The 24,739-nt window shown below is 65.6% G+C and carries 22 protein-coding genes, 1 pseudogene and 1 riboswitch; of the genes and pseudogenes, 7 read left to right on the top strand and 16 right to left on the bottom strand.

Annotated elements, in window-relative coordinates; translation table 11 throughout:
• The 5 genes and pseudogenes from ACTIFE_RS11230 to paaG all read right to left on the bottom strand — a co-directional run.
• Nucleotides 1–401: pseudogene (locus tag ACTIFE_RS11230) on the bottom strand (IS4 family transposase); the annotation flags it as partial.
• 344 nt (nucleotides 402–745) lie between these two features.
• On the bottom strand, nucleotides 746–1,342 hold the full coding sequence (locus tag ACTIFE_RS11225; protein ID WP_268136669.1) for a TetR/AcrR family transcriptional regulator: 597 nt from the start codon (nucleotides 1,340–1,342) through the stop codon (nucleotides 746–748).
• Nucleotides 1,343–1,435: 93 nt separating this feature from the next.
• A complete protein-coding gene (gene paaK, locus ACTIFE_RS11220; RefSeq protein WP_439529237.1) occupies nucleotides 1,436–2,746 on the bottom strand; it encodes a phenylacetate--CoA ligase PaaK in 1,311 nt (436 codons plus the stop codon).
• Nucleotides 2,747–2,801: 55 nt separating this feature from the next.
• Nucleotides 2,802–3,269 (bottom strand): hydroxyphenylacetyl-CoA thioesterase PaaI, encoded by a 468-nt coding sequence (paaI, locus tag ACTIFE_RS11215; RefSeq protein ID WP_439529236.1) that lies wholly within the window; start codon nucleotides 3,267–3,269, stop codon nucleotides 2,802–2,804.
• A 1-nt stretch (nucleotide 3,270) separates the two neighbouring features.
• Nucleotides 3,271–4,080 carry a 2-(1,2-epoxy-1,2-dihydrophenyl)acetyl-CoA isomerase PaaG gene (paaG, locus tag ACTIFE_RS11210; RefSeq protein WP_439529235.1) on the bottom strand — a complete coding sequence of 270 codons (810 nt, stop codon included), beginning with the start codon at nucleotides 4,078–4,080 and terminating at the stop codon, nucleotides 3,271–3,273.
• A gap of 373 nt (nucleotides 4,081–4,453) precedes the next feature.
• On the opposite strand from paaG, the gene ACTIFE_RS11205 reads away from it, so the two are divergent.
• The 6 genes from ACTIFE_RS11205 to chrA all read left to right on the top strand — a co-directional run bounded on the left by ACTIFE_RS11205 (nucleotide 4,454) and on the right by chrA (nucleotide 10,466).
• A complete protein-coding gene (locus ACTIFE_RS11205; RefSeq protein WP_439529234.1) occupies nucleotides 4,454–5,602 on the top strand; it encodes an ABC transporter substrate-binding protein in 1,149 nt (382 codons plus the stop codon).
• 124 nt (nucleotides 5,603–5,726) lie between these two features.
• Nucleotides 5,727–6,599 carry a branched-chain amino acid ABC transporter permease gene (locus ACTIFE_RS11200; RefSeq protein ID WP_439529233.1) on the top strand — a complete coding sequence of 291 codons (873 nt, stop codon included), beginning with the start codon at nucleotides 5,727–5,729 and terminating at the stop codon, nucleotides 6,597–6,599.
• 3 nt (nucleotides 6,600–6,602) lie between these two features.
• Nucleotides 6,603–7,562 (top strand): branched-chain amino acid ABC transporter permease, encoded by a 960-nt coding sequence (locus ACTIFE_RS11195; protein ID WP_439529232.1) that lies wholly within the window; start codon nucleotides 6,603–6,605, stop codon nucleotides 7,560–7,562.
• Nucleotides 7,559–8,347 carry an ABC transporter ATP-binding protein gene (locus tag ACTIFE_RS11190; RefSeq protein ID WP_439529231.1) on the top strand — a complete coding sequence of 263 codons (789 nt, stop codon included), beginning with the start codon at nucleotides 7,559–7,561 and terminating at the stop codon, nucleotides 8,345–8,347. Before ACTIFE_RS11195 ends, ACTIFE_RS11190 begins: the two co-directional genes overlap by 4 nt.
• On the top strand, nucleotides 8,334–9,035 hold the full coding sequence (locus ACTIFE_RS11185; protein ID WP_439529230.1) for an ABC transporter ATP-binding protein: 702 nt from the start codon (nucleotides 8,334–8,336) through the stop codon (nucleotides 9,033–9,035). The genes ACTIFE_RS11190 and ACTIFE_RS11185 overlap by 14 nt, the downstream gene beginning before the upstream one ends.
• A gap of 27 nt (nucleotides 9,036–9,062) precedes the next feature.
• A complete protein-coding gene (gene chrA, locus ACTIFE_RS11180) occupies nucleotides 9,063–10,466 on the top strand; it encodes a chromate efflux transporter (RefSeq protein ID WP_439529229.1) in 1,404 nt (467 codons plus the stop codon).
• Between the two features lie 288 nt (nucleotides 10,467–10,754).
• On the opposite strand, the gene ACTIFE_RS11175 is transcribed toward chrA, so the two are convergent.
• The 9 genes from ACTIFE_RS11175 to ACTIFE_RS11135 form a co-directional block, all read right to left on the bottom strand.
• Complete coding sequence (locus tag ACTIFE_RS11175; protein WP_439529228.1) at nucleotides 10,755–11,273, bottom strand: hypothetical protein; 519 nt, start codon at nucleotides 11,271–11,273, stop codon at nucleotides 10,755–10,757.
• Between the two features lie 212 nt (nucleotides 11,274–11,485).
• Nucleotides 11,486–12,715, bottom strand: a complete 1,230-nt coding sequence (locus ACTIFE_RS11170) for a 2Fe-2S iron-sulfur cluster-binding protein (protein ID WP_439529227.1) — start codon at nucleotides 12,713–12,715, stop codon at nucleotides 11,486–11,488.
• Between the two features lie 12 nt (nucleotides 12,716–12,727).
• On the bottom strand, nucleotides 12,728–13,972 hold the full coding sequence (locus ACTIFE_RS11165; protein WP_439529226.1) for an aromatic ring-hydroxylating oxygenase subunit alpha: 1,245 nt from the start codon (nucleotides 13,970–13,972) through the stop codon (nucleotides 12,728–12,730).
• Between the two features lie 110 nt (nucleotides 13,973–14,082).
• A riboswitch (cobalamin riboswitch) is annotated at nucleotides 14,083–14,306 on the bottom strand.
• 120 nt (nucleotides 14,307–14,426) lie between these two features.
• Nucleotides 14,427–16,193, bottom strand: coding sequence for an ABC transporter ATP-binding protein (locus tag ACTIFE_RS11160; protein WP_439529225.1), 1,767 nt, complete (start codon nucleotides 16,191–16,193; stop codon nucleotides 14,427–14,429).
• Nucleotides 16,190–17,059 carry a metallophosphoesterase family protein gene (locus ACTIFE_RS11155; protein ID WP_439529224.1) on the bottom strand — a complete coding sequence of 290 codons (870 nt, stop codon included), beginning with the start codon at nucleotides 17,057–17,059 and terminating at the stop codon, nucleotides 16,190–16,192. Before ACTIFE_RS11155 ends, ACTIFE_RS11160 begins: the two co-directional genes overlap by 4 nt.
• Before the next feature lie 286 nt (nucleotides 17,060–17,345).
• A complete protein-coding gene (locus tag ACTIFE_RS11150; RefSeq protein WP_439529223.1) occupies nucleotides 17,346–18,896 on the bottom strand; it encodes an ABC transporter substrate-binding protein in 1,551 nt (516 codons plus the stop codon).
• Nucleotides 18,897–18,961: 65 nt separating this feature from the next.
• Nucleotides 18,962–19,885, bottom strand: a complete 924-nt coding sequence (locus ACTIFE_RS11145; protein WP_439529222.1) for an ABC transporter permease — start codon at nucleotides 19,883–19,885, stop codon at nucleotides 18,962–18,964.
• A 3-nt stretch (nucleotides 19,886–19,888) separates the two neighbouring features.
• Complete coding sequence (locus tag ACTIFE_RS11140; RefSeq protein WP_439529221.1) at nucleotides 19,889–20,815, bottom strand: ABC transporter permease; 927 nt, start codon at nucleotides 20,813–20,815, stop codon at nucleotides 19,889–19,891.
• Between the two features lie 3 nt (nucleotides 20,816–20,818).
• Nucleotides 20,819–21,628 carry an HAD-IIA family hydrolase gene (locus tag ACTIFE_RS11135; RefSeq protein ID WP_439529220.1) on the bottom strand — a complete coding sequence of 270 codons (810 nt, stop codon included), beginning with the start codon at nucleotides 21,626–21,628 and terminating at the stop codon, nucleotides 20,819–20,821.
• A 267-nt stretch (nucleotides 21,629–21,895) separates the two neighbouring features.
• Here ACTIFE_RS11135 and ACTIFE_RS11130 point away from each other — a divergent pair, with 267 nt between their 5' ends.
• Nucleotides 21,896–22,816 (top strand): LysR family transcriptional regulator, encoded by a 921-nt coding sequence (locus tag ACTIFE_RS11130; protein WP_439529219.1) that lies wholly within the window; start codon nucleotides 21,896–21,898, stop codon nucleotides 22,814–22,816.
• Between the two features lie 7 nt (nucleotides 22,817–22,823).
• On the opposite strand, the gene purN is transcribed toward ACTIFE_RS11130, so the two are convergent.
• A complete protein-coding gene (gene purN / locus ACTIFE_RS11125; RefSeq protein WP_439529218.1) occupies nucleotides 22,824–23,498 on the bottom strand; it encodes a phosphoribosylglycinamide formyltransferase in 675 nt (224 codons plus the stop codon).
• Nucleotides 23,495–24,598, bottom strand: a complete 1,104-nt coding sequence (purM, locus tag ACTIFE_RS11120) for a phosphoribosylformylglycinamidine cyclo-ligase (RefSeq protein ID WP_439529217.1) — start codon at nucleotides 24,596–24,598, stop codon at nucleotides 23,495–23,497. The genes purN and purM overlap by 4 nt, the downstream gene beginning before the upstream one ends.
• Nucleotides 24,599–24,739 lie beyond the last annotated feature (141 nt).

Raw genomic sequence — 24,739 nt, 5'->3', positions numbered from 1 at the left:
GTCAGTTCAAAATGACAGAAAGCCTCGTCCGGAACGTCAAAGCCGGCATGGATCCGCCATCCCCCGTTGCGCGCTCGCTCCGCCTGAGCCGCCTTGCTCACCGTCGTTGCATCGACGATGCGGATAACCCGCCCCCCACACCCGGCCACGCATGACGCAGGCACACGCAGATCAAGCAGCCGCGTCAGAATGGCACTCAGCCAGGCGTCGCTGCAGCGCAGGCGCTTGAGCAGCGCCACATTCGATATATCCACAAGGCCCACCGAGGCCGCCCAGGCCGCCGTCAGCCGCAGGCCGTGATCGCCAAGGCAATAGCCAAAAATAAGCCGCAGCAGATCCACCGCGCTCGAAAACGACCGTCGCCGCCGCAAAGCACCGGTCTCAAACGCGCTCTGCTCCAAGAACGCGCTCCCGCCAAGCTGCGCGACGACCCGCTGCCAGTCTTCTGTCAAAAGTGATTCGCATCTCATGAAGCCTCTGAATCACAAGACAAATCCGCAAGCAATAAATAAGTTAGCGCGTATGGGCACAAGGCCGGGACGGCGTGGGGGGGAGTTTTGGTGTGTTTCGGCGATCGCCGGAGGGATTTCGATAGCGATACATCCTCCGTGCTGTCCCGGCCTTGAGCCGGGACCTGGTGGGATGTCGCGGTGCGCGCCTGACGGGTCCCGGCACAGGGCCGGGACGGCGTGGGAGATGGGCTGGACGGCGTTGGGGGACGTTGGCTGGTTGGGCGGACGGACGCTTACTTGACCGCCTTGACGCCTTCCAGGATCAGCGTTGTGGCGAGATCGGCATAATCTTCGCGGGAAACCGGGCCGCCGGGGCGGAACCACATGTAGACCCAGTTCAGCATGCCGAGCAGGGACATGGTCACCGGCTTCAGCAGCGGGCGGCCGGTGTTGAGATCCGGGTTGACGGCCAGCAGCGCGTCCGAATAGCGCCGCACGATCCGCCGTTCCAGTTCCTTGATCCGGTCAGCCTTGTCGGGCGGCAGCAAGGGCAGGCCTGAAAGCTGGACCTTGTGGGTGTCGTTGGCATCCCGGTAGGCTTCCAGCGTCTTGTGCACCAACGCGCGGAGCCGCGCCTCCGGCGCCAGCGTGGTATCATCCGCCTCGGCCAGGGTCTCGTCGAGATCCTCCAGATGCGAATGGATCACGTCGAACAGGATGTCTTCCTTGCTGGAATAATAGTGATACAGCAGCGCCTTCGACACGCCGCAGGCGCTGGCGATGGCCGACATCGACGCCCGGTCGACGCCCATCTCCGCAAACAGGCTGGCCGAGCGGTCCAGGATCGCCTTGCGTTTGTCGTCATAGTCTGCGGCGCGGGTGCGTGCCATATCCGGTTGTCCTTCACGGTGCAACGAGGCCCCGCATAGCCGCATTGCCGGGGAAGGTCAAATGCGTCCATGCGGGGACAAAGTCCGGGTGCGTCAGCCTTTCGGCCGGTTGTCGATGACGCGGCGGGCCTTGCCGGCCGACCGCTCGATCGTACCCGGATCACCGACATCGATCCTTGTGCTGACGCCGATCACGCTCTTGATGTGATGCGCCAGTTCCTTGGCGGCGTGAGCGCGGGCCTCGCTGCCGGCGTGGTCCAGCGCGGCCTCCACCTTGACGGTCATGGCGTCCATGCGGCCGGAGCGCGTCAGCTCGATCTGGAAATGCGGCGCGAGGCCCTTGCACTTCAGGATCTGTTCCTCGACCTGGGTCGGGAACACATTGACGCCGCGCAGGATGATCATGTCGTCGGACCGGCCGGTGATCTTTTCCATCCGCCGCATGGAGCGGGCGGTGCCCGGCAGCAGGCGGGTCAGGTCGCGGGTGCGGTAGCGGATGATTGGCAGGGCTTCCTTGGTGAGCGAGGTGAACACCAGCTCGCCCTCGCTGCCGTCGGGAAGGACCTCGCCCGTCACCGGGTCGATGATCTCGGGATAGAAGTGATCCTCCCAGATGTGCAGCCCGTCCTTGGTCTCGACGCATTCATTGGCAACGCCCGGACCCATCACCTCGGACAGGCCGTAGATGTCGACCGCGTGCATGTCGAAAGCCTGCTCGATTTCCAGCCGCATGGCGTTGGTCCAGGGCTCGGCGCCGAAGATGCCGACCGCAAGCGAGGTCTCGCGCGGGTCGATGCCGGCGCGGCGGAACTCGTCGAGGATCGAGAGCATGTAGGACGGCGTTACCATGATGATGCGCGGTTTGAAATCCTCGATCAGGGTGATCTGGCGCTCGGTCATGCCACCGGAAATCGGAACGACGGTGCAGCCGAGTTTTTCCGCGCCGTAGTGCGCGCCGAGGCCGCCGGTGAAGAGGCCGTAGCCATAGGCCACATGCACGATGTCGCCGGGGCGGCCGCCGGAGGCGCGGATCGAGCGGGCAACGACACCGGCCCAGGTGTCGATGTCCTTCTTGGTGTAACCCACGACGGTCGGCTTGCCGGTGGTGCCGGAAGAGGCGTGGATGCGGACGATGTCCTTCTGCGGTACGGCGAACATGCCGAAGGGATAGGTGTCGCGCAGGTCCGTCTTCACCGTGAAGGGGAATTTCGCCAGGTCGGCGAGGGTCTTCAGGTCGTCCGGATGCACGCCATGGGCATCGAATTTCGCCCGGTAGAATGGAGAATTGGCATAGGCATGGGCCAGCGTCGTTTTGAGGCGCGCCAGCTGCAGCGCGGAGATTTCATCGCGGGACGCGGTTTCGATCGGTTCGAGATCCCCGGGGCGCGGGCTCAGGTCTTCCATGGTGTTTCCTCCCGAAAACATGTGGTCTTGTGGGGCTGGCGGTTGGGGCTGGGTCTCAGCCGGCCGTGCCCGTATCGGTCCCCCCGGCGAGAGGCACGTGGGTGCCCTTCACCGTCCGCGAATGGCCTCGGAATTCGGCGAGGATCGCGCCGGTCTGGTTCGTGACCTGCACGTCGTAGATGCCGGAGCGGCCGGCGCGCGAGATCTCCCGGGCGGTGGCCGTCAGCCGGTCGCCGGCAAAGGCGGGGGCGATGTAGGTGATCGAGCAGTGCTGGGCGACGGCGCGCTGGTTGTGGCTGTTGCAGGCAAAGGCAAAGGCCGAATCGGCCAGCGCGAAGATGAAGCCGCCGTGGCCGGTCTTGTGGCCGTTGGTCATGGCGTCGGTCAGCGTCATGCTGAGCGTCGCTTCGCCGGGGGCGATGCGGTCCATCACCATGCCGAGGCCGGCGCTGGCGTTGTCGCCGTTCCACATGGCAGCGGCGCTGGCTTCTGCGAGTTGCTGGGCCGTCAGGGAGGCCGTCATCTCAGCGCCTCCCGCTGTAGACGGGGGGACGCTTGGCAAGAAAGGCGGCGACGCCTTCGGCATAGTCCGGGGTGCGTCCGGCCTGCCGCTGCAGGTCGCGTTCCAGATCGAGCTGCGCATCGAGGCTGTTGGTGGCCGCCGCCTGGATAGCCTGTTTGGTCAGGCCCAGGCCGACCGTCGGGCCGCTGGCAAGGCTTTCAGCCAGCGCCAAAGCTTCGCCCATCAGCTGATCGTCGTCGCAGACCTGCCAGATCAGGCCCCAGGCGAGCGCCGTCTCGGCCGGTAGCGGTTGGCCGGTGAGGGCCAGACCCTTGGCGCGGGCTTCGCCGAGAAGATGGGGCAGGGACCAGGTGCCGCCCGAATCGGGCACGAGGCCGATCTTGGCGAAGGCCTGGATGAACTTGGCCGAGCGGGCCGCGAGCACGATGTCTGAGGCCAGCGCGATGTTGGCGCCAGCTCCGGCGGCCACGCCGTTGACGGCACAGATGACCGGCTTTTCCAGGCTCCGGATCAGCCGGATCAGCGGGTTGTAGTAGCGTTCGATGGTCTCGCCGAGATCCGGCGCACCGGTCATCTTGGCCGGATCGCGGTCACCCAGATCCTGGCCGGCGCAGAAGCCACGGCCGGCGCCGGTGAGCAGCACCGCCCGCACATCCGCATCGTCGCGCGCGGTCTCGAACCCGGCCCTGAGCGCCAGATGCTGCGCCTCATTGAAGGAGTTGAGCCGGTCCGGCCTGTTCAGCGTCAGCACCAGAACGCCGCCGCGGCGCTCCACAAGCACGGGCGTTTCGCCCGCAGCAATACCTGTCATGTCGTTCCTCCCTCGGACTGCCGATCAGGATAGTCCCTTCGGCAGGCTCGCCCGTCCGTCGCCGCCCGGCAAGCGCGAACCAGAAGGCCATAGCCCCGGTTGCCGCAACTTTTGGAATGCGACCTTGGTCGTTGAAGAAAGATGTTGCATAAACCAACCGGTCGGTCAATATAACTGAAGCGCCCGATGGCGCAGCAAGAACGGGGAGAGAGACGACAGCCTGCGGGCCCGGAGTGAGGACCGGATCCGCCCGGTGGCTTCATGCCACGGGACGTGCTGGCTCAGGCGAAGTGCCGGTCGGATGACCGGACAGGCCGGGCAGGAGAGCAGCCCTTCGGTTCTGCCTTGACGACATTGCGATGGGAGGAAAATCATGACGTTTCTGACGAGCCTGAAGCAGGCGACGGCTGCGCTGGCGTTAATTGGTCTGGCGGGTTCGCCGGCCCTTGCCGACATCAAGATCGGGGCATCCCTGTCCCAGACGGGCCCGGCGTCCTTCCTGGGCGATCCGGAAGCCAAGACCCTGTCGATGCTGGTCGACGAGATCAACGCCAAGGGCGGCATCAAGGGCGAGAAGATCCAGCTTGTCATGTATGACGACGCGGGCGATGCCAACAATGCCCGCACCTTTGCCACCCGCCTCATTGAAGACGATGAGGTCGTGGCGGTCATCGGTGGCACCACGACCGGCACGACCATGGCGATGATCCCGGTGATGGAAGAGGCCGAGGTGCCGTTCATCTCGCTGGCCGGCGCCGTGGTCATCATCGATCCGGTGAAGAAGTGGGTGTTCAAGACCCCGCACACCGACAAGATGGCCTGCGCCAAGATCTACGGCGACCTGAAGGCCCGTGCCCTGACCAAGATCGGCCTCATCTCCGGCACAGGCGGCTTTGAAATGTCGATGCGCGAACAGTGCCTGAAGCTTGCGCCGGAATTCGGCATGGAGATCGTGGCGGATGAAAGCTACGGCCCGAAGGACGCCGACATGACGCCGCAGCTGACCAAGATCGCCGGCGCTGCCGGTCTTCAGGCGGTCGTCAACCCGGGCTTCGGCCAGGGCCCGGCCATTGTCACCCGCAACTTCCGCCAGCTCAACATCCAGGTCCCGCTGTACCAGTCGCATGGCGTGGCTTCGAAGAGCTTCATCGAACTGGCAGGGGATGCCGCTGAAGGCGTCCGGCTTCCGGCTGCAGCGTTGCTGGTGGCCGACAAACTGCCGGACAATGACCCGCAGAAGCCGGTCGTCGTCGGCTACCGCGATGCCTATGAAAAGGCCACCGGCGCGCAGGTTTCCACCTTCGGTGGCCATGCCTATGACGCCTTCATGATCCTGACCCAGGCCATCGAACGGGCGGGTTCCGCCGAACCGGCGGCGATCCGCGACGAGATCGAGAAGACCAAGGGCTATGTCGGCACCGGCGGCATCGTCAACATGACTGCCGACGACCACATGGGCCTCGACCTGTCCGCGTTCCGCATGCTGGAAATCAAGGACGGCGACTGGACCATCGTCGAGTAACAGGGCGCATCAGGGGGCTGACCGCATCGGGCAGATGCGATCAGCCCCCCGCTTTGCAAACTGTCCGATCCGCGTTCACCGAACCATGCGGCAGGTGCTTCAACCTGCCCGACGGGACCGATCCATGTCCGATCTTCTGCAGTTCGTCTTTTCAGGCCTGACGGTCGGCGCTGTCTATGCGCTGGTCGCGCTCGGCTTCACCATCATCTACAACGCCTCCGACGTGGTGAACTTCTCGCAAGGCGAGTTCGTCATGCTGGGCGGCATGTCGACCGTGTTCCTGTCGGCCGCCGGCGTGCCGCTGCCGGCCGCAGCCATCCTCGCCGTGGTGATCACCGCTTTGGTCGGCGTGGCGCTGAACAAGTTCGCCATCGAGCCGGCGCGCAATGCTTCCGTGGTGACGATCATCATCATCACCATCGGCGCGTCAATTTTCCTGCGGGGCGTCGCCCAGATCGTCTTCGACAAGCAGCTGCACCGGTTCGAGAGCTTTTCCGGCGACGCGCCGTTCCAGATTCTGGGGGCGACGATCTTGCCGCAGAGCGTCTGGGTGATCTTCGGCGCGGCAGTCATTTTCACCGGGCTCTATCTCTTCTTCACCCGCACCCTGACGGGCAAGGCGGTGCTGGCCACCGCCAACAACCGGCTGGCGGCGCGGCTCGTCGGCATCAACACCAATTTCATCATGACGCTGAGCTTTGCCCTGTCGGCGGCCATCGGCGCGGTGGCGGGTGTCCTCGTCACGCCGATCACGCTGACGAGCTATGACATTGGCATCGCGCTGGCCCTCAAGGGCTTTGCCGCAGCCATGCTCGGCGGCATGGGCAACCCGTTCGGGGCCCTCGTCGGCGGTCTCGTTGTCGGCCTGATCGAGGCCCTGACCGCCGGCTACATTTCGTCCACCTACAAGGATGCGGCGGCCTTCATCGTCATCCTCGCGGTGCTGTTTGTCATGCCCAGTGGCCTGTTCGGCCGGGCCACGGTCAACCGGGTCTGAGCCATGAAGAACCTCTCTCCCAAGACGATCACGCTGCTGGCGCTGGTGGCGCTGGTGCTGGTCGCCCCGCTGTTCTTTCCGTCCTCGTTCTACTACCGGGTCGGGACGCTGATGTTCATCAATGGCCTTGCCGTCACCGGCCTCGTCATCCTGATCGGCTATGCCGGCCAGATCAGCCTCGGCCACGCCGGCTTCTGCGGCATCGGCGCCTATGCCTGTGCCCTGGCGCCGGTGCATCTGGGCCTGCCGCCGATCATTGCCATGCTGCTGGGGGCGCTGATTTCCGGCGCGTTGGCCTATCTGGTCGGCCGTCCGATCCTGCGGCTGAAGGGGCACTATCTGGCGGTTGCGACGCTCGGCTTCGGCATCCTCATCTTCATGGTGCTGTCGAACGAGTCCTGGCTCACCGGCGGGCCGGATGGCATGCAGGTCGAGGATCTCGGTTTGCGGGACTTCCTGAAGTCGCTTGGCCTGTCCGTTCCGGCGGCGCAGGTCTGGTACTGGTTCTCCGGGCTCGTGCTGCTGCTGGGGGCTCTGCTGGCGCTGAACCTGCACACCAGCTCGACGGGCCGCGCGCTCCGGGCGCTGCATGACAGCGAGATTGCCGCGCGGACGGTCGGGGTGGATGTGGCTCATTTCAAGCTGATGGCCTTCGTCATTTCTGCCGTCTATGCCTCGGTCTCAGGATCGCTGCTGGCGATGATGAACAAGTTCGTTTCGCCTGACATCGCCGGCTTCCTGCATTCGGTGCAGATGGTCACGATGACGGTGCTTGGCGGTGCGGGCTCGGTGTTCGGCGCCATTACCGGCGCGTCGATCCTGACCGCCTTGCCGCAAGCGCTCACGGTTTTCCACGACTACGAGCACATCGTGCTCGGCCTCATCATGATGCTGGTGATGATCTTCCTGCGCGAGGGTCTGGTGCCGAGCCTGATCAAGCGCTTCAGCCGGAGGCAGGGATGAAACTTCTTGAGATCGAAGGCCTCGGCATCGACTTTGGCGGCGTCAAGGCCGTGGATGCGGTGAGCTTTGCGGTGGCGGAAGGCGAGATCGTCTCCGTCATCGGCCCCAATGGCGCCGGCAAGACGACGCTGTTCAACATGATCTCCGGCGTCTATCTGCCCGCCCGTGGCAGTGTGCGGTTGGCAGGGGAGACGGTCACCGGGTTGCCGCCGCAGGCGCTGGCCGCGCGCGGCCTGTCCCGCACCTTCCAGAACCTGCAGGTGTTCCAGCAGATGAGCGTGCTGGATAATGTCATGGCCGGGTTCCACCTGTCGGAAGGCCGCCATCTCCTCGCCGACATTCTCGCTCTGCCATCCTCGCTGCGGCGCAACCGGGAGACCGAAGACGCCGCGCGCAAGCTGCTGGCCCGGGTCGGACTGGAGCGCGGGGCCGAACTGATTGCTTCGCAGCTGTCCTATGGCGCGCTGAAACGGCTGGAAATTGCCCGGGCGCTCGCCTGCAGGCCGCGCCTCCTGCTGCTGGACGAGCCGGCGGCCGGGTGCAACGCGGTCGAGACCGAGGAGATCGATCATCTCATCGCGGCCGTGGCGAAGGAGGGCGTTGCCATCCTGCTGGTCGAGCATGACATGAAGCTGGTGATGAAGATTTCCGACCATATCGTCGTGCTCGATCACGGCGTGAAGATCACCGAAGGCAAGCCGGAGGTGGTGGCCCGTGATCCCAAGGTGATCGAGGCCTATCTCGGGGCCCATGGCGGCAAGGAGGCGGCCAATGCTCTCGGTTGAAGGACTGCGCAGCAAATACGGGCGCATCGAGGTGCTGCACGGGGTCGATCTGGAGGTGAAATCCGGCGAGATCGTCTCGGTGATCGGGGCCAACGGCGCGGGCAAGACGACATTGCTGCGCTGCCTCTCCGGCGTGCAGCCCACCTCAGGCGGCGCGCTGATGTTCCGGGGCGATGACATCTCAAGACTGCCGCCGCACCGGCGGGTCGGGCTGGGGCTGACCCAGTCGCCGGAGGGCCGGCAGATCTTCACCAACCTGTCGGTGGAGGAAAACCTGCGGCTTGGCGCCTATCTGTTCGCCGATGCACGCGTTGACAAGGACATGGCCGATGCCTTTGCCATGTTCCCGGTGCTGAAGGAAAAGCGCAATCTCTCCGCCGGCGGCCTGTCCGGCGGCCAGCAGCAGATGCTGGCGATTGCCCGGGCGCTGATGGCCCGTCCCACCTGCGTGTTGCTGGACGAGCCGAGCATGGGACTGGCCCCGATCCTGGTCGACCAGATCCTGGAGGTGGTGAAGTCGCTGAAGAGCCTGGATGTCACGGTGCTCCTGGTGGAGCAGAACGCCTTCGCAGCGCTCTCCATCGCCGACCGGGGCTATGTGATGGAGACCGGCCGCATCACCATGTCGGGACCGGCCGCCGAACTCATCGCCGATCCGCGCATCCGCGAGGCCTATCTGGGGATCTGAGAGGCGTTCCTCGGCTCCGCAATCGTCATGGATCTGTCGCACGGCAATCACTATGGTCGCCGAGCGACCGATCCAGTCCGAACAGGTCGGCGCAACCGGAGTGCACCTGTGCCTGTTTCCCCCACCTTCCGCGACCTGATCCTCACCTTCGCCCGCATCGGCATCCTGTCCTTCGGCGGGGCGGCGGGACAGATCGCGATGATGCACCGGATCGTCGTCGACGAGAAGAAATGGCTCGACGAGCCGCGCTACCTGCATGCGCTCAACTATTGCATGCTTCTGCCCGGACCCGAGGCACAGCAGCTTGCGACCTATATCGGCTGGCTGACCCACGGGGTGCGCGGCGGACTGGCCGCCGGTATCCTTTTCGTGCTGCCAGGCAGCCTGATCATGCTGGCCCTGTCGTTTCTCTATGCCCTTGGCACCGGCACGACGCTGGTCGACGGTGTCTTCCTCGGCATCAAGGCGGCGGTGCTGGCGATTGTCATCCAGGCCCTGATCAAGATCGCCAAGCGCGGCCTCAAGGGGCCCTTGCCCTATGGTCTGGCCGCTGCGGCCTTCCTCTTGATCCTGCTGTTTGACTTGCCGTTCCCCCTGATCATCATCGGCGCCGGCATTGCCGGAGCCCTGGCTGCCGGCTTCGCGCCGCGACTGATGGGAGTTGGCGGCGAGCCTTCCTCCGTTCAGCCCGCACCCGTGCTGCCGAGCGGCGCGGCAGCCCGCGCGTTTCGCACGGCCTTGGCCTGTCTGGCTGTCTGGTGGGCGCCGGTGGTCATCGCCGTGCTGCTGCTCGGGCCGGGGCATGTGCTGGTCGCCATCGGCCTGTTCTTCTCCAAGCTTGCCGTCATCACATTTGGCGGGGCCTATGCCGTGCTGGCCTATCTGGCGCAGGCGGGTGTCGACATGGGCTGGGCGACGCCGCGCCAGATGATCGACGGGCTTGGCCTTGCCGAGACGACGCCGGGACCGACCATCCTGGTCAACCAGTTCGTCGGTTTTCTGGCAGCGCTGAAGGACGGGGGCGGGATGCCGCCGCTGGTCGCGGCCAGCCTCGGCGCGCTGATGGCCACCTGGGTGACCTTCGCCCCCTCGTTCCTCTGGATCTTCGCCGGCGCGCCCTTTGTCGAGGGACTGCGCCGCAACGCAGCACTTGCTGCGGCCCTCACGGGGATCACGGCCGCCGTGGTCGGGGTCATCGCTTATGTCGCCGTCTGGTTCGGCCTCAACGTGCTGTTCGCGTCGGCCACCCGCGTTTCGGAGGGGTGGTTACACTTCGTGCGCGTTGACCCGTCGAGCCTCGATCCGGCCGCCGCTCTCCTGAGCGCCCTGGCCCTCGGCCTCGTCTTCGGCGCAAAGCGCGGCATGATGGAGACGGTCGGCCTGATGGCATTGCTTGGCGTTGCTGTGACGGCTGGGGCGGGGCTGTGGTGAGGCGTTCGTGCTGAAGCTGTCCCTGACCGAAAGTCACGGCCTTGATCCGCGCCACCGCGCTGTCCCGGCCTCGTGCCGGGACCTGTTCAGCCGGCAGGGAATCATTGTGGGCGGCTGGACGTCGCGTCCCTGACAGGTCCCGGCACGAGGCCGGGACGGCACGGAGCGTGTGATCGGGGGCTGCGGGGGCCGCGCACGGCGCACTTGAACAGGTGGGTTAATCGAGATGGTTGGCCTGAAGGCAGTGCTCGGGGGCTGTGACGGCTTGGGCGGTGGCATGGTGTGCGGTCAAACCATCTGCTCAACGTTTTCATAGCTCGTATCTAGCATCATTGCCGCGGTTCTTAGGATTGCTTTGCGGCCAGCGTCATTCTCGACCTCGTAGCTATTGAATCGATACAATTGTTCACGGTAATCGGAAACGACTTGTTCGTTTCTGTTTTTCTCTTGAATGGACAGCATTGCTGATTTTCCGGCATTCCTTTTGTTTAAATAGTCAATGTGCTGCTCAAGGAAATTGATGCGATCCTGCCGATGCCTTGCATCAGCTCGTGTCATCTCGATAAGCCGATTTGCCATTTCCTGACGTTCTTCGGGCGTGTAGAGCTGCTTCATCAGCTCGCGGCCATCGCCCTTGGGGGCCAGGTGCGTGACGTCTTCGTAGTGCTCGATCCGCGTCCGCTGGGCGGTCGGGGGTGTCGTCGTGGACGATTTGTCCTGCGCGGTCCCGGTGAACGTCGCCGCTGGCGTGGCGGCTGGCCGCAGTTGCCGGACGGAATCCGGTCGTTGGACTGAAGTGACATCCATGGCTGTCTCCCTTGGCGCGTCCACCGGGCAGGAATTGCCCGGTCGGGGGTGGCGCCAGAGTGTTGCAACCATAGATTAGCAGTCTTCGTGCCAGGGGGCGGGCTCGTCGCTGCGGCCCGATTGGCTTTGATGCGGTTGCGGTTCAATCCGAATGCAATGCCTGGTCTGCCCTTTGCGCTGCGCTCTGGTCGGCATATTCTGCCCAAGGCGCTTCACGCCTCCAGCGTCACGGCGCTGACCGGATGCGAGCAGCAGGCGAGCACATAGCCTTGTGCGATCTCCTCCTGCGTGATGCCGCCATTGTGGGTCATGGTGACGTCGCCCGCCGTCATCTTCACCTTGCAGGTGCCGCACATGCCGGCCTCGCAGGCGGCCGGGATGCGGACGGAAGCCGCGCGGGCCGCCTGAAGTAAGGTGGCGCCGGGCGGGGAGGTCATGCGCATGTCGCTGCGGCTGAACTGCAACTCCAGGCCGTCGCTGGCCGGGTCCGCCCCGGCGGGGGGCGACAAGTCGGGCGCGCCCGGTTCCCTGACTGGCCCTGCGGCCTGTCCGGGCGCTTCAACGGTGCCACTCGCCATTGCAAGGCGTAATGGGACGGTAGGCGCGATGGTCAGTGCGGCGGGGATCGCCACGGGCTGATCTGTTGCAATTTTTGCCGGCGCGCCGAAGCTTTCCTCGTGGTAGTGCCGCATGTCGAAGCCGGCATCTTCCAGCATCAGGCGCACACCGGCCATGAAGGGTTCCGGGCCGCAGCAGAAGATCTCCCGCTGCCGGTAGTCGCGCACCAGGAACTTCAACCGCGCCATGTCGATGCGCCCGGTCAGGCCGTGCCAGCGGTCGGCGGCGCTCTTGCGCTCCACCATCAGCCCCAGTGCCAGCTTCGGCATCTGCCGCTCTAGCATCTCCAGTTCGTCGCGAAACAAAAGATCGGCGGGCGTGCGGCCGCAGGTGAGAAAAGCCACGTCGCTGGCCGGGGCCGTGTCGGCCATCGCGCGCAGCATCGAAATCATCGGCGTGATGCCGGAGCCCGCAGACAGGAACAGATAGCGCTCGGCCAGATGGTTCCAGTGGCTGAAATGTCCGGCCGGGCCGCTCGCGGTCAGCGTCATGCCCGGCACCAGCGTGTCGAACATCCAGCGCGTGCCGATGCTGCAGCCTTGCGCCTTCACCGTCACCGAGGCGGAGAAGGGCCGCGTCGGCGTGGAGGAGAGCGTATAGGTCCGCCACACCGGCCCGCCGGGCACCGGCAGCTCCAGCGTCACGAACTGGCCGGGCTTGTAGGAGAACCAGCCGCCGCCTTCGGGCCGAAAGACGAAGGTCTTCACGTCGGCGGTTTCGTCGATCACGGCCAGCACCTCCAGCCGCGTTGCCGGTCCCTTCCAGGGGGCGGTGCTGGCGAAGGGCAGGGCGAGGCCTGCGGCAAAATCCGGTTTGACGGTCATGGATCAGGATCCTCAGGCGACGCTGCGCAACGACTTGGCACCTGTCGTCAGGCGCGTTTCGACATTGCGGCAATACCAGTCAACGAACTGCATCACGCCGCCCTCGTGCAGTTCGGAATAGGGGCCGGGCTCATAGGCGGGCGACTTGATGCCGAAGGCATTCTCCTCGACGATCCGCCGGTCCTGGTCGTTGGTCTGCATCCAGACATGGGTCAGCGTGTCGAGGTCATAGTCGACGCCCTCGACCGCGTCCTTGTTGACCAGCCACTTTGTGGTCACGGCCGTCTCGGTGGCGCTGATCGGCAGCACGCGGAAGGTCACCGCGTGGTCGGTCAGCACGTGGTTCCAGGTGGTCGGATAGTGGAACAGCAGCAGCGCGCCGATCCGCTCCTGGGTCACGTCTGCCGACAGAAGCTCCTGTACGGCAGGCCGACCGGAGATGGTGTAGCTCGCAGCATCGCCGATCAGCGGGGTGCGGCAGGCGCGGAACTGGCCGCTCTCGTGCATCTGGAACCGGCTCGGCAGGCCGCCCGCTTCCAGCCGCGTCCAGTGCTCGGTCAACTCCGGGTCCTCGTCGCCGCCAGAGACGCCAGTCACCGTCGGGGCTTCCGGATAGGTCTTGCAGAGTTCGGGGTGGTTGCCGGCGCAGTGGTAGCACTCTCGGTTGTTCTCCCAGACGAGCTTCCAGTTGCCCTTCTCGATGATCGTGCTCTCGAAGGCGACCTTGGCCTCGGTGAGGCGGTGCGGCGCGAAATAGGGTTGCATCAGCTCAGCAAAGGGCGCGAACTCGGACGGCTTGTCCGCAAGGCAGATGAAGATGTAGCCGGCCACGCTCTCGCAGGCGACGGCTTTAAGCGAGAACTGCGACTTGTCGAAGTCCTCGGCCATCTGCCGCGCATAGAGCAGGCTGCCGTCGAGGTCATAGGTCCACTGGTGATAGGGGCAGACGAGCCTTGCGCTTGAGCCGCGATGCTCCGTGCAAACCCGGCTGCCGCGATGGCGGCAGGAATTGTGGAAGGCACGGATCTGGCCATCGCTGTCGCGCAGGATCACCACCGGATAGTCGCCGACCTGCACGGTGAAGAAGCTGCTGGCCTTGGCCACCTCGCAGTCATGGCCGACGAACAGCCAGTCGCGGTACCAGATAAGATCCAGGTCGAGCTTGAAATACTCCGGATCGATGTAAAAGGCCTGATCGAGAGAAAAGCCTTCCCGCCGGGTCTTTACGCGGCTCAGCATGTCATTGCGAACGTCCATGGCCTCACATTCCGCTTGCCGGCGGGGGACTGGGGGCAGGGACAGGTGCGCTCCGGCGGTCTCCCTCCGCCACAGCCTGCACCGCCCCGGTCCGCCCACCGCGATCCGTTGGGTTCCTGATGGCCAGGGCTGGTTTCCGGGCTTCGAGGCGGCCTTGCGGCCCGGATGCGGCACCTTCCCGGGTTGCCCCAGTGGCTCCTCCACCGCGCTCCTGTCCTCGCCACCGTTGCGGGGGCAGCGCCGGCTTGCCATGCGCCACAAGGCCCATGTCACCGGCTTCCCAATTCTCCCTGCCGCGTCGCCGAGGCAGGGCACCCTGGTCATGCCCCAATCCACCACGGGCGGGCCGTTGCGGATAATCCGAAAACGACACGCCATGCCGGTTCTGCGACGCAGCATCGCAGCGCAAACAGGTTGCGCCTGTCCGATCGCGCAACTGGCGCAAGGCCGGATGTCAGGCGGCTTCCGCGCGGACGAAATGCCCGGGGCTCATTTCGATCAACGGCAGCTCCTCAAGCGTCTCGCCCGGGCGGGTGAAGGCCATGGCCGGCGGGACACTGAGACGCATCGCACCGGCCGGCCGCCTGCGCTCCGGGTCAGCGGCCGGGACAGCCGCCAGCAGCCGCCGCGTGTAGCTGTGCCTCGGCTGCGCCAGCACCTCGGCAGTCGGTCCCATTTCGACGATCTGGCCGCCATACATCACCGCGATGCGGTGACTGACCCGCTCGACAACAGCAATATCATGCGAAATGAAAAGAAATGACATGTCCTCGCGCTGCTGCAAGTCGAGCATCAGATCCGTCACCTGACGGGCAATCGAAACGTCCAGTGCGGAGACCGCTTCATCGGCAACGATCAGTTTGGGTCTGACCGACAAAGCGCGCGCGATGCAAAGCCGCTGCCGTTGCCCGCCGGAGAACTGGTGCGGGTACCGGTGAATGCAGTCTGCTTCGAGCCCGACCCGCATCACCAGTTCGACAGCCAGTGCCTTCTGGTCCCTTTCGATGACAAGTCCGTGGATCCGGGCCGGCTCGGTCACAAGCTCATGCACCGGCAGGCGCGGGTTGAGGCTGGCAAACGGATCCTGAAACACCATCTGCGCCAGCCGTCTTTCTGGTCTCAGCGCTGCGGCCGAGAGGCCGGTCAAGGGCCGGCCTGCCACTTCGATGTGACCCTCGGCCGGTTCGACCAGTCGCAGAACACTGCGCGCCAGCGTGGACTTGCCGCAACCAGACTCGCCGACGAGACCGAGCGTCTCGCCCTCGTTCAGCGTCAGGCTGACATTGCGCACCGCATGCAGTTCCCCCTGCACCCGGCGCAGGAAGCCCTTGCGCATCTGGAACCGGGTGGAAAGGCCCGTGACCTTCAGCACCGGCGTCGTGCCGGCTGGCCCGGTCAGGCTGCCGCTGCCGAGGCGCGGCGTGGCGGCCATCAGCGTGCGTGAATAGGCGGCCTGGGGCGACCGGAACAGGTCGGCGACACGGGCCTCCTCGACCGCCAGCCCATGCCGCAACACGAGAACCCGATCCGCGATCTCCGAGACGACGCCCATGTCATGCGTAATGAAAAGAAGTCCCATGCCGATCTCGGCTTGCAGCGACCGGATCAGGTCGAGGATTTCGGCCTGCGTCGTCACGTCCAGTGCCGTGGTCGGTTCATCTGCAATGAGAAGGTCCGGGCGGCAGGCCAGCGCCATGGCGATCATTACCCGCTGGCGCAGGCCGCCGGACAATTCATGCGGATACTGTCCCAGCCGGCGCTGCGCGTCGGGAATGCGCACTGCCTCCAGCCCGGCCTTGGCCTCGGTTAGGGCCGCGCGTTCGCTCATGCCGCGATGCCGGATAAACACTTCGGCGAGTTGGGCGCCAATGGTCATCACCGGGTTCAGCGAGGTCATTGGTTCCTGGAACACCATGGACACCCGGTTGCCGCGAATGTCGGTCAGGGCGTCGTCGGAAAGTCCGGTCAGCTCGATCTGGTCGCTCCCTGCGCCAAGCAGAACCCGACCGCCAGCGATCTTGCCGCCTTCGCGTTCGATCAGGCGCAGGATGGCGAGCGCGGTTGCCGACTTGCCTGAGCCGGATTCCCCTACCAGCGCCAGCGTCTCGCCGGCGCCGATGGAGAAGCTCAGGCCCTTCACGGCCTCATGCGCGCCGAAGGCCACCTTCAGGCCCTCGACGGCCAGGATCGGCTGGCCGGTGGTCTCCGGCGCGGCGGTCATGCTGCGGTCCGCCGGCGGGCGGCAAACTCGGGCAGGCTATCAAACACCGGCATCACCGGCGTCCAGCGCTCCGCCGTTGGCGTGAAGCCAAAGCGGACCGGATCCTTGCCCTCGACCTGCCAGGAGACGGTGTCGCCAAGCTCCAGGATTCCGAAGGCGCCGGCCGGCTCGCCCGAGGTGGTGAAGCTCTCGGTCAGCGACTGCTGCGTCATGTGGACGATGCCGTCGACCTTCGTGATGGTGTTCCAGTGCACGTGGCCGGCCATGCAGACCACCGGCACGCGGGCCTGGGCCAGGGCCGCGCGGGCGCGCTCGGCATGGGGATAGGTCGAGGCGGACGGGTTGTTCTGGAAATAGTAGTTGCCGGTCTGGGCATGGCCGGAGATCGGCACATGGCTCATGACGAGCAGCGGCCGGTCGGCGGTCTGGGCCACGCGCGACAGCCACAAGAGGTCGGCTTCCTTCAGCACGAAGCCGGAATGTTCCGGCGTGCGGATGATGCGGCTGTCGGCCCGCCACAGCGCAATGCGCCAGCCGCCGATGTCGATGGTCTCGTTTGCAAGGCTCTGGCCGAGGATCGCCTCATTGTCGGCGACCTCCAGGTGGTCGCGGTCATGGTTGCCGCAGATGTGGCGCACCGGCGTGGTGATCGGGGCGAAGGCTTCGGCGACCTCGCGCTCCAGCCGCAAATCCGTGTCGCGGTCGATGTCGGAAATCCGGTCGCCGAGATCGATGGCCAGATCCGGGCGTGCGGCGTTGGTGAAGCGGGCGAACTCCTCCATCAGCTCAAGGGCGGTGTCACCGCGCTTGGTGGCAGAGGGCGCGCCATGATGGATATCGGCAATGAGGGCAAGACGGACGGTCACGGCAAGGGATCCTTTTGGCAATTCGGGAAACCGGAGCGCCGCAAGGGGCAGCGCTCCGGCGAGCTTGATGAGAAACCTCGACCTCACCCAAGTCATCCCGGCCAAGCGAAGCGCCGAGCCGGGACCGGAGAGCCGGGGTCTCTATCTTTCAATGAGTTATCCCAGGAGAGACCTTGGCTCTCCGGTCCCGGGTCTCCGCTGCGCTGCGCCCGGGATGACGATAGAGGGTTTGTCAGCAGTCTGACCGGAGCGCTGCGAGGGGCAGCGCTCCGGCTTGATGTCAGGCTCAGTTGAAGGAGATGGAGCCGGCGCGGAAGTCGAGCACATAGGGGATGTGGCCCGGCTTGGTCTGCCAGTTGACCGAGTTCTTCATCGCCCAGGCTTCATAGGGACGATAGAGCGGCAGCAGGGCCGGATCGGCCTTCACGCGGTCCATCAGCTCGGCATAGGCCGCGCGGCGCAGCTCGACGTCGCCGGAGAAGCGGAACTTCTCCCAGGCGGCGGCATAGGCGTCATCCGTGTTGAAGCGGCCTTCCGACTGCGACGGGCCGCCCGGCGCCCACATCACGCCGAAGGAACCGAACGGATCGGCGAAATACATCGGGTTGGACCAGTTGCGGACCATCAGCTCCGGCGAGTTGCCGGTCCACTTGTCGCCGACGTTGATCTTGCCCTTGACGCCAACGGCTGCCCACATCTCCATGATCGCCTGGGTCGACAGAAGACCATTGGTGTAATAGCCGGCCGCCGTGTCGAAGGTGATCTCGGAGCCGTCGTAGCCGGCCTCCTTGAGCAGTTCCTTGGCCTTTTCCGGGTTGTATTCGAAGGTCTTCAGCTCCGGCATGTAGAGATCGCCGAACTCTTCCATGGTGTGCGAGGCCGGAACCACGGCCTTGCCGAGCCACAGCGCCTCGTTCAGCGCGTCGCGGTCGATCGCCAGCGACAGCGCCTGGCGGATGCGGGCATCCTTCAGCTTCGGATGGTTCTGGTTCATGATCATGACGTGGAACAGGGCGGTCGGCGCGCCGAAGGCCTTCATGTCCGGGTCCTTGTCGATCATGTCGAGCTGGTCCGGGGCGATGTTCGTCACGATGTCGGCTTCACCGGTCTTCAGGGCGGTGATGCGCGAGGCGGTTTCCGGCATGTGCTTGACGGTCACCTTGTCGAGCGGGGCCTTGTCGCCCCAGAAGTCGGCGAAGCGCTCCCAGACGATGGTCTGGCCCGGAACGAACTCTGCCACCTTGTAGGGGCCGGTGCCGACCGGCTTCAGCGAGAAGGCTTCGAAGTCATCGTGTTCCAGCTTGGCCGGGTCGCCGGCAAGGCCCATGGTGTAGGCGGCCGGGATGATCATGACCTGTTGCAGGTTCAGGAGCGTCTCCCACAGCGGCTCGGCGCGCTTGGCCTTCACGCGGATGGTCAGGTCATCAACCTTTTCCGCGCCGGCGAAGTTGTCGAAGCGGTCGCGGGCGCGCACCTGGTAGGGCGGGAAGTCGGCCTGGAACATGCGGTTCAGCGAGAACACCACGTCATCGGCGGTCATGGCCGCGCCGTTGTGGAACTTGACGCCGTCGCGCAGCTTCAGCTCCATGGTGGTGTCATCGATCAGCTTCCACGAGGTTGCCAGGGCCGGGGTCCACTCGGTCTTGGTGGTGTCGTGGTTGCGGCCGATCAGCGTGTCGAAGCTGTTGTAGTAGAACTGCGAGCCCACGTTGGAATGGTCGCGGCCCGGATCCAGGTAGGACGACACGTTGGCAGCGCCAACGGTGATCTCGGCGGACAGGGCCGTGCCGGCGAGGGCGGCGCTGATCAGGGCAGTGCTTGCAAGAAGTCTCAGCATGAATGCCTCCAAAAGAGAGGGTGAGGGAAGAGAGATGCACGTCGGCCGTTCCGGCTTCTGTTATGTCAGCGGCTGCGCAGGCGCACGTCGGCGCGGTCCCGGAGCCAGTCACCCAGGATCTGCACGGCAAAGGTCAGGAGAAGGATCACGGCGGCCGGAGCGAGCACGATCCAGGGAGCGGTCGGCAGGTAGTCGCGGCCGATGCCGACCATCGAGCCCAGCGTCGCGGTCGGCGGCTGCACGCCGAGCCCGAGGAAGGACAAGGTCGATTCCAGCAGCACGATGTTGGAGAAGCTCAAGGTGAACTGCACCACCAGCGGCGAGACGATGTTGGGCAGGATATGCCGGCGGGCGATGCGCCAGGGGGTGGCGCCTGCGGCCCGCGCTGCCTCGATGAACGGCATTTGCTTGAGCTTGCGCACTTCGCCGCGGACGATGCGGGTGTATTGCTCCCAGCCGTAGAGGCCGAGCACCAGGATCATCACGTCGAGCCCGGAGCCGAAGACGGCCAGGATCAGCAGGGCCACCAGCGTGAACGGAATGGCGATCTGCGCATCCACAAGCCCCATGACGAAGTCATCGACCGCGCCGCCGGCAAGGCCTGAGAACATTCCAAGAACGAAACCGATGGCGAGCCCGATCACGGCACCGCACAGGGCCAGCGTGAAGGTCAGCCGCAGCCCGTAGAGGCAGCGGGAGAGAATGTCGCGGCCAAGTTCATCGGTCCCCAGCAGATAGGCGGGCTTTGCCCGTTCAAAGCCCACCGGCGGCCTCAGGCGGGACATCAGGCTCTGGGCATTTGGATCAAAGGGCGCAAGCAGCGGGGCTGCCAGGGCTGTCACCAGCAGGACCAGGGCCAGGATCATGGCCACCCGTTGCACGCCGTTCGCCTCACGCCAGAAGGTCACGGCAAAGTCGAGGCGGGGCAAGGGGAACGGCAGACGTGGAGGCTGGTTCCGGCCGGTTCCGGCGATCGCTTGGTCGGTCATGGCTTATCCTTTCGCAAGGCGGATGCGGGGATCGGCATAGGCATAGGCAATGTCGATCACGGCGTTGATGATGATGACGGCGATGGCGACGGTCAGGACGCCGAACTGCAGCACGGGGTAGTCACGCAGGATTGCCGAGCGGACGAGCAACTGGCCGATGCCGGGCCAGGCAAAGATGCTCTCGATCACCACGCTGCCGGCCGCGGCGAGCCCCGCCACCTGCAGCCCGATGACCGACAGCAGCGTGATCGAGGCGTTGCCGAGGCCGTGCTTCAGGATCACCCGGCGCTCCTTCAGCCCCTTGGCCCGGGCCGTGCGCATGTAGTCCTGGCTGAGCACGTCCAGCATGGCGTTGCGGGTGAAGCGGGTGAGGGCGGCGATCAGGAGGCCTGACAGGGCAAGTGTCGGCATGATGTAATGCAGCGCTGTGCCATTGCCGACCACGGGCAGCCAGTTCAGCACATAGGCGAACACCAGCACCAGCAGTGTCGCCAGCACGAAATTGGGCACCGCCAGTCCGAAGAAGGCGACCGTCATCACCGCGCTGCCGATCCAGGACTTGCGCTTGAGGGCCGCGATGATGCCGAGGGGTATGGAGACAAGCAGCGTGAAGATGGTCGCGCTCAGGATCAATTGCGCCGTCGGCCAAAGCCGTTCGGCCACCACCTGCGCCACGGGACGCCGTTCCAGGAAGGAGAGGCCGAACTGGCCATCGACGAAGGCGGCGAGATAGCGCAGATACTGGGTCCAGACACTGCCATCGAGCCCATAGTAGGTCGTCAGCAGCTCCCGATCCTCCTTGGTGATCCCCTCGCCGAGGACGAAATCGATCGGATTGCCTGAGAGGCGCGTGGCGAAGAACACCAGGGTCACGATGGCAAAGAGTGTGATGACCATCTTGACGAGTGTGCGCAGGGCGTAGGTCAGCATGGGTCAGTCTCCCGTCTGGATGGCTGGTGCCGGCGTTGCCGCCGGATCGGAAGGACCACGTGGCACCGGCGGCAGCACATGCAGGAAGGCGATCCCGGTGCGCTGGGCGGCAAGCCCGTCGGTCAGCGGATTGTCGCCGACGAAGAGTGCATCTGCCGCCCCGACCCCGGCCCGGCGCAGGGCTTCGCTGAGCAGCGCAGTCTGCGGCTTGCCGATGGTCTGGTAGGCCAGTTCCGGCCAGCAGGCGGACAGGGCAGCCAGCAGGGCGCCGGTCTCCGGTTCCGGCAGTCCGTCGGCACCCGGATGCACCAGATCCGGATTGGTCACCACCAGTTCAGCGCCCGAGGCCAGGAGCCGCACCATCTGCGACAGGCGGCCCAGTCCGAAGTCCGGGTCTCGGGCCAGCACCACCACATCCACATCGTCGTGCCGCTGCGGTGCCGGGAGGGGGATCAGACCCAACGCCCGCGCCCGTTGCTCGAGCTGGGCCGAGGCGGCAAGAAAGATCCTCGCCCCCGGCCGGCGCTGGGCAATGTCGATGAGTGCATGTTCGCCGGCGAGCAGGATGCGTTGTGCCGGGATCTGGAAGCCGAGCCTGTCCAGTCGCTCCGACAGGCTGGTGCCGGTATCTGAGGAGTTGTTGGAGACGATCCAGAGCCGGTCGCCACAGGAGCGGGCGAAATCGAGGGCGCCCGGCAGGGCCGTTGCACCGGAGACAAGGCAGCCGTCGAGATCGCACAGCACTGCGGCGTAGGCATCTGCCAGTCCGCTTTCCAGTCTCGCTACGGTGATCGGTCCGGCTGCCTGCGTCACAGTCTGTGTTCCTGTCGGGTAAAGGTTCCCCGTTCGCACGCGGAATACCGGTGCGGCCGTGGAAACCCTGAAGTCTTGTTTGAAACGGCTGCCGGGGAGCGAGCCAGCCGCGTTGAGACAGACAGTGCCCGGCCACTGTGACGTGGCCGTTACAGATGAAGCCTAAGGTATGGGCAGATCAAACATCCGGTTTGGTCATGCGGATCTTGGGGCGATGTGCCCGATCTCTCTTGTTGTGCCTATATGTCCAAAGCAGGTGCCCGACCGATGAGCCTCAGTCTTTCCCGCATCCGCGCCGTGAATGCCGTTGCGACTGGCGGCTCCTATGCCGCCGCCGCCCGCGCGCTGGGCCTGTCGCAGCCCGCCATCTCCCGCCATGTGCGCGATCTGGAAGCCGAATTCGGTGTCCGCCTGTTCGACCGCAAGAACGGCCTGCTGCAGGCCACGCCGGTCTGTCTGGAGCTGTGCGACGTTGCCGAGCGGATGGCCGAGGCCGAGCGCCACGTCATGCGCATCCTGATGCGACACAACACGCTGCTGAATGGCCGCCTGACCATCGGCCTCGGCAATTCCATGCCCGGCATGGCGCTCATCGCCGCCTTCCACAAGCGCCACCCCAGCATCGAGATTGCGGTCGAGACCGGTTCACATGAGGCGATCACCCGGGCCGTGCTGACCCGCGCCGTCGACATCGGCATCCTGCCGGACGTGCCGCGCGATGGCCGCTTCCGCCATGACCTGCTGATGCGCCAGAATGTGGTCGCCATCGTGCACCCCGCCAGTCCCCTGGCCGGCCTCGACAGCGTCAGCTGCCAGCGCCTCCTGCGGGAACCACTCATTTTCCGAACGCGTGGGTCCTCCACCCAGCGCGTCGTTGACCGCGCCTTCCGCGCAGCCGGCTTCGAGCCGGTGCCGCTGCTGACGTTGGACACCCGCGATGCGGTCTATGAGGCGGTGGTGAACGGTCTCGGCGTCGGCTTCATGTGGCGCAACGGCACGGGCCGCACCGACATCGTGCGCCGACTGACGGTCACCGAGATGAGCCGGGAATATGACGAGATGGTCTTTGCCCTGTCCGAGGAAAAGAGCGTCCTGCACGACGCCTTCTTCGCCACCGTCTCTGCCTTCCGCGCCGAACAGGACGGCGGGGCAGGGCGGGACGCTGTGTCGGCGCTTGCCGCGCTGTGAAGGAGGTTCAGTCCTGCCCGCTCAGGAGCGTCGGGGCGATCAGGTGGCCGGTGGCCTCGCGGCTGGCATCGGAGAGGACGACGTGGTTGCCGTCGAGCCGCGCCGTGCCGGAGGCAATCAGCGCCAGGGCTTCCGGGTAGATGCGGTGCTCGACCTCGAGCACGCGGGCGCCGAGCGTGTCGGGCGTATCGCCATCCAGGACCGGCACCGCGCCCTGCATGATGATCGGCCCGGCGTCCATTTCGCTGGAAACGAAGTGAACGGTCGCGCCATGCAGTTTCACGCCGGTTTCCAGCGCGCGCTCATGCGTGTCGAGGCCCTTGAAGGACGGCAGCAGGGCGGGATGGATGTTGAGCATGCGCCCGGCCCAGCGCTCCACCAGCCAGGGCGACAGGAGCCGCATGAAGCCGGCCAGCGCCACCAGCTCGATGCCGGCCGCCTGAAGCTTCGCGTCGACTGCCTTCTCAAAAGCCTCGCGGTCGCGGCCGAAGGGCTTGTGATCGACCACTGCCGTGGCAATGCCGAAGGAGGATGCCCGCTCCAGTCCGCCGGCGTCCGGCCGGTTCGACAGCACCAGCGCGATCTCGGCCGGATAGTCCGGCGCCTCAGCCGCCCGGATCAGCGACAGCATGTTGCTGCCGCGACCCGAGATCAGCACGCCGACCTTCTGGCGCTTGTTCATGCGCCGAGGTCCAGGTGGTTGGTGTAGGCGACATGCGCCTCGCCGTCGCCCGAGCCGCCGCCTGAGCCGGCCTCGATGCGGCCGAGCGTGAAGACGGTCTCGCCGGCCGCTTCCAGCGCGGCCCGCACGGCGGCTTCCTCGCGAGCCTCGACCACGACGACCATGCCGACGCCGCAGTTGAAGGTGCGCAGCATCTCGGCCTCGGCCACATTGCCGGTCCCCGCCAGCCACTTGAACACGCCGGGAACGGAAATCTTCGCCAGGTCGATGCGGGCAACGCTGCCCTTCGGCAGCACGCGCGGCAGGTTCTCGGTCAGGCCGCCGCCGGTGATATGCGCCAGCGCCTTGATGCCGGAGGTCGCCTTGAGGGCGGCGAGCAGCGGCTTCACATAGATGCGGGTCGGCGCCATCAGCGCTTCGCCGAGCTTGGTACCGCTCTTGAAGGGAGCATCGGCCTCATAGGTGAGCCCGGAGACCTCGACGATCTTGCGCACCAGCGAATAGCCGTTGGAATGGACGCCGGAGGAGGAGAGGGCGAGGAGCACGTCGCCCTCCGTGACGTCGGGGCGCGGCAGCAGGTTCTCGCGCTCGACCGCGCCGACGGCAAAGCCGGCAAGGTCATAGTCGCCCTTGGAATACATGCCCGGCATTTCCGCCGTCTCGCCGCCGATCAGCGCGCAGCCGGCGATCTTGCAGCCCTCAGCAATGCCGCCGACGACGGCCGTGGCTGTGTCCACGTCCAGCGCGCCGGTAGCGTAATAGTCGAGGAAGAACAGCGGCTCGGCGCCCTGCACCACCAGATCATTGACGCACATGGCGACGAGGTCGATGCCGACCGTGTCATGGCAGCCGGTGTCGATGGCAACCTTCAGCTTGGTGCCGACGCCGTCATTGGCGGCTACCAGCAGCGGATCGGAGAAACCGGCCGCCTTGAGATCGAAGATGCCGCCGAAGCCACCGATGGCACTGTCTGCGCCGGAACGGGCGGTCGCCTTGACCAGCGGCGCGATGCGCTTGACGAGCGCATTGCCTGCGTCGATGTCCACACCCGATTGGGAATAGGTGAGGCCGTTCTGCCCCCCGCGGTCAGCAGCGCTCATGGGTCACGTCTCCGAAAGCCGGTTATGTCTGATGTCGCAGGGCAATGCCTCATTTTGTCTGGCCATGCAATCGGGAACGGCCAAACGGGGCCGCTTTTCCGGCGGATCTTGCCAGGGCACTTCTTCTGCCCGCACCACCTT

It is taken from the genome of Pannonibacter sp., from assembly GCF_051860505.1.
GTDB lineage: Bacteria > Pseudomonadota > Alphaproteobacteria > Rhizobiales > Stappiaceae > Pannonibacter.
Note: the sequence above shows the minus strand (reverse complement) of the source record. Positions and strands in the feature narration are given on the sequence as shown.